This is a genomic window from Bacillus hominis (genome assembly GCF_018332515.1).
In the GTDB taxonomy this organism is placed as follows: domain Bacteria; phylum Bacillota; class Bacilli; order Bacillales; family Bacillaceae_G; genus Bacillus_A; species Bacillus_A hominis.
This window is the reverse complement of record NZ_BOQD01000263.1, coordinates 1-3,987: the sequence shown is the minus strand read 5'-3', so window position 1 is coordinate 3,987 and position 3,987 is coordinate 1. Positions and strand designations below refer to the sequence as shown.

Below are 3,987 nucleotides of genomic sequence, written 5' to 3'. Positions count from 1 at the left end.
GTCTCTGACTTACGTCGTCAAAAAGGGGTATGACCAACATAACGAAGAGTAATGTTTCAGTTGATAGTGATAATCGTTATCAACTAATTAGAAGTATACAGGATGTTATTTCGAATTACAATAGTATTTCTTATTTTTATTTAAGAATTTTTGATATATAAATGTATACATTCTAAGAACATTCACCTCTACTTATTTTACTCTTTCCATTATCTGCTATAATTTTCATTGGATAAATTAATAAATTTTAATAAATGGTTTTAAAGGAAGGGATAACGATGAAATATGTTAGTATTCGAAAAAAACTACTCTTCACACTTTTAAGCATTTGTTCCTTATTCAGCGTTGCTCTAATTATTATTCTTATGTTCGCTATGAACCAAGCAAATGAAGTTGAAACATTAAAAAATGATGTATCAAAAAGGGCAACCATTTTAAAAGAACGTGGTGATTGGTTTCAGGCACAAGTTGCTGGCTTACAAGAGTATTTATTATCGCACGATCAAAAAGGATTGGATAAATTCAATCAGGAAGGAAAAAAATTAGCCGATACAAGGGAGAAAGTAACAAGTGATAAAAATCTCCCTGAAGGAATGAAAGAAGCCATTTTAATGGGTGCGAAATGGCGAAGCGTCATAGACAATGAGGTCCTCCCTCTTGCCCGCGAAGGAAAATGGGAGGAAGCATCCAAAATTGCTTTAGCACAAACAGATTACGTAAATGATCTTTTAAGTCGGTTTACTAAATATGCAAATGAAGAAAATGAAAAACGCGACACATTAATTGCTGAAGTTCAATCTTCTTCATCTCTTATCCAATATATTATTTTCTTCTCACTTATTACATGCACGCTAACTTCTATTTTATTAGCATGGTGGTTCTCTGGCAAACTCGTTAAACCTATTCGACAAATTGATGCGAAATTAAAAGAATTAGCTTCTCAAGATGGCGATTTGACTGCGAGATTGAATGTAACTAGTAAAGATGAAATCGGTGATATTGCACATTCCTTTAATCAAATGCTCGCTAACTTACAACGTATAATAAAGCAAGTTCAACAAACATCAACAAGTGTAAAAGAAGCTTCAGAAAATATGTTTATCGAAACAACTACATCTATGAACACTACCGCACAAGTTCAAGAGACTATGAATATACTTGATCATAATATTCGCTCACAAGTGTCTAGTATCGAAGAAAGCTCAACGGCAATGGATGATATGGCAGCAAGTGTTCAGCGCATTGCAGAATCTGCCTCTTCTGTTGCTAGCTTAGCTGTTATAACTTCAGAAAAAGCAGATGATGGTAGTAAAGTAATTGAAAAATCTATTACACAGATGAATACAATCAATGACGCTGTTAACGCCACATCACAAGTGGTCGAGCGACTCATTACATATACGAATCATATTGATACTGCCCTTCAATCTATTTCTAACATTGCAGAACAAACGAATCTACTTGCTTTAAATGCTTCTATTGAAGCGGCTCGCGCTGGTGAACATGGTAAAGGATTCGCTGTTGTCGCTGATGAAGTACGTAAACTTGCGGAACAATCTAAACTAGCCGCAACCGACATTAACCATTTACTTCATCAAATTCAAGATGACACAAAAATAGCCAATAAAATGATGACGCAAGGTCAATCTGAAGCTTCCCAAGGAATCACAGTCATTCGTACTGCTGGCTCTTCATTCTCAGCGATTGTTAACCACATTAACAACGTATCTTCACAGATGCAAGAGATGTCTGCAACTGCTGAAGAGATGGCTGCGAGTTCTGAAGAAATGAATGCAGCTTTAAATAATATCGCTTCTATTTCAAACGAAGTTGCCGCTGAAACATCAGAGACAGCGCATTCGGCTGGTGACCAAGTAAGTGTAATGAAAGACATTGCTACAAAGTCATCAGAAATGAAAACGGCCGTACAAGAACTTGAAGTTCTCGTTTCACATTTCAAAACAAATGCATAATAGTAAAAAAGAGGGATTACTTTTTCAACCCTCTTTTTTCACTTGAAAATATATCTTTCTCTCTCTTCCTCTGTCTGCTATAATGCCTAAAGGAAAGAAGAAAGCTTTGTTCCTTTAGGAGTAAGGCTTTCTTTTAATTCATTATATGAGTTAATTCTAATACTAAGATTTTTAAAGGGAGGCTTTTTTATCATATGAATTTTATGAGCATTAGAAAAAAAATTCTGTTCATGATGGGAACGATTTGTGCTTTATTTGGCATCGCATTAGCTTTTATTTTATTCTTTGCTGTTGACCAATCTCATAAAGCTGAAACACTACAAAAAGATATTTCCCCTCTCGCAACAGAATTAAAAGAACGTGGAGACGCGTATCAGGTACAACTTTCAGCTTTAAGAGGTTATTTACTGCAACACGATCAAGTCGAATTAGACAAGTTTCATGAAATGAGTAAGCTTCTTGAAGATAATAAAGCACAACTTCTTTCTAACCCTAACGTAGCCCAATCTGTAAAAGATACTATGGAACTCGGCTCTACTTGGAGAAAATTTGTTGAAGAAAAAGTTTTCTCTCTTGCAAAAGAACAAAAATGGGAAGAAGCATTACAACTTGCTTCTTCAGAAAATGGTACTGTTTATAAAGTTATTGGTGATTTCACAAACTATAGCAATGAACAAGCTAAGTTACGTGAACAATCCATTGAAAAAATTGATCAATCTTCACTGCTAATTGAATATATTATTTTCTTATCACTTGTTATATGTATTATTGTTGCACTTATTCTTGCATGGTGGTTCTCAGGTAAACTTGTAAAACCAATTCAGCAAATTGATACTAAACTAAAAGAGTTGTCTTCTCAAGAGGGTGACCTAACAGCTCGTCTACAAGTAAATAGCAATGATGAAATCGGTGCAATTGCCACATCCTTTAATAACATGTTAGCAAACTTACAGCACATCATTAATCGTGTTCAAAAAACTTCTATGGAAGTACAAAATGCTTCTGAAAATATGCTAGAAAAGACCAATACATCACGTGATGCAACAATAAAAGTTCAAAGCTCGATGTCCAATTTAAATGCCAGCATCCAATCACAAACTTCTAGTATGGAAGAAAGCTCGACTGCCATGGATGATATGGCATTGAGTGTTCAGCGCATTGCAGAATCTGCTTCTTCTGTAGCCGAACTAGCTGTAGCCACGTCAGAACACGCTAACGACGGAAGTACTGTTATTCAAAAATCTATTTCACAAATGACGACGATTCACGAAGCTGTAAATGCTACATCAGAAGTGGTCGAACGTCTAATCACTCATACAAAATATATTGATGCAGCTGTACAATCTATTTCTAATATCGCTGAACAAACAAATCTACTTGCTTTAAATGCTTCTATTGAAGCGGCTCGTGCTGGTGAACAAGGAAAAGGATTTGCTGTCGTAGCTGATGAAGTTCGTAAACTTGCTGAACAATCAAAAACAGCGGCAACAGATATTAACCAATTGCTTCATCAAATTCAAAATGATACAGAAACTGCTAGCTCTATGATGTCTCAAGGTCGCTCTGAAGCATCTGAAGGTATTAACGTCATTCGTGAAGCAGGCTCTTCTTTCACAACAATCGTCGGTCAAGTTAATACAGTATCTACTCAAATCCAAGACATATCAGCAACTGCTGAAGAAATGGCCGCAAGTGCTGAAGAAATGAATGCTTCACTTAATAACATCGCTTCAATTTCTAATGAAGTTTCAAGTGAGACTGTCGCAACAGCACAGTTTGCTGAACAGAAAGTCATCGTGATGAATGAAATGACTCTCACTGCAAAACAAATGAAACAAACAGTTGAGGAATTAGATCAGCTTGTATCTCATTTTAAAACTGAATAGCTTTTCAAAAAAATATTCCTCTTTCAGGGAGGAATATTTTTTTGAGCTCATTTCCTGCACTTTATCCCGCTATTTGCCGGGCAGTAAAACTCCCACCTCAAAATTCAGGTGGAGCAAAGAAGTTAGGT

Annotated in this window: 2 protein-coding genes; both read left to right on the top strand. The window is 35.8% G+C overall.

The features are described 5' to 3' along the window. Window positions 1–278: 278 nt before the first annotated feature. The gene (locus KI356_RS21620; RefSeq protein ID WP_212936406.1) at window positions 279–1,973 is read left to right on the top strand and encodes a methyl-accepting chemotaxis protein; all 1,695 of its coding nucleotides are present in this window, start codon (window positions 279–281) and stop codon (window positions 1,971–1,973) included. 194 nt (window positions 1,974–2,167) lie between these two features. After that, the gene (locus KI356_RS21615; protein ID WP_212936405.1) at window positions 2,168–3,859 is read left to right on the top strand and encodes a methyl-accepting chemotaxis protein; all 1,692 of its coding nucleotides are present in this window, start codon (window positions 2,168–2,170) and stop codon (window positions 3,857–3,859) included. Window positions 3,860–3,987: the final 128 nt, after the last annotated feature.

Coding starts and splice junctions, on each gene's coding strand:
- KI356_RS21620 (WP_212936406.1), top strand. CDS start 279: ATGAAATATGTTAGTATTCGAAAAAAACTACTCTTCACACTTTTAAGC.
- KI356_RS21615 (WP_212936405.1), top strand. CDS start 2,168: ATGAATTTTATGAGCATTAGAAAAAAAATTCTGTTCATGATGGGAACG.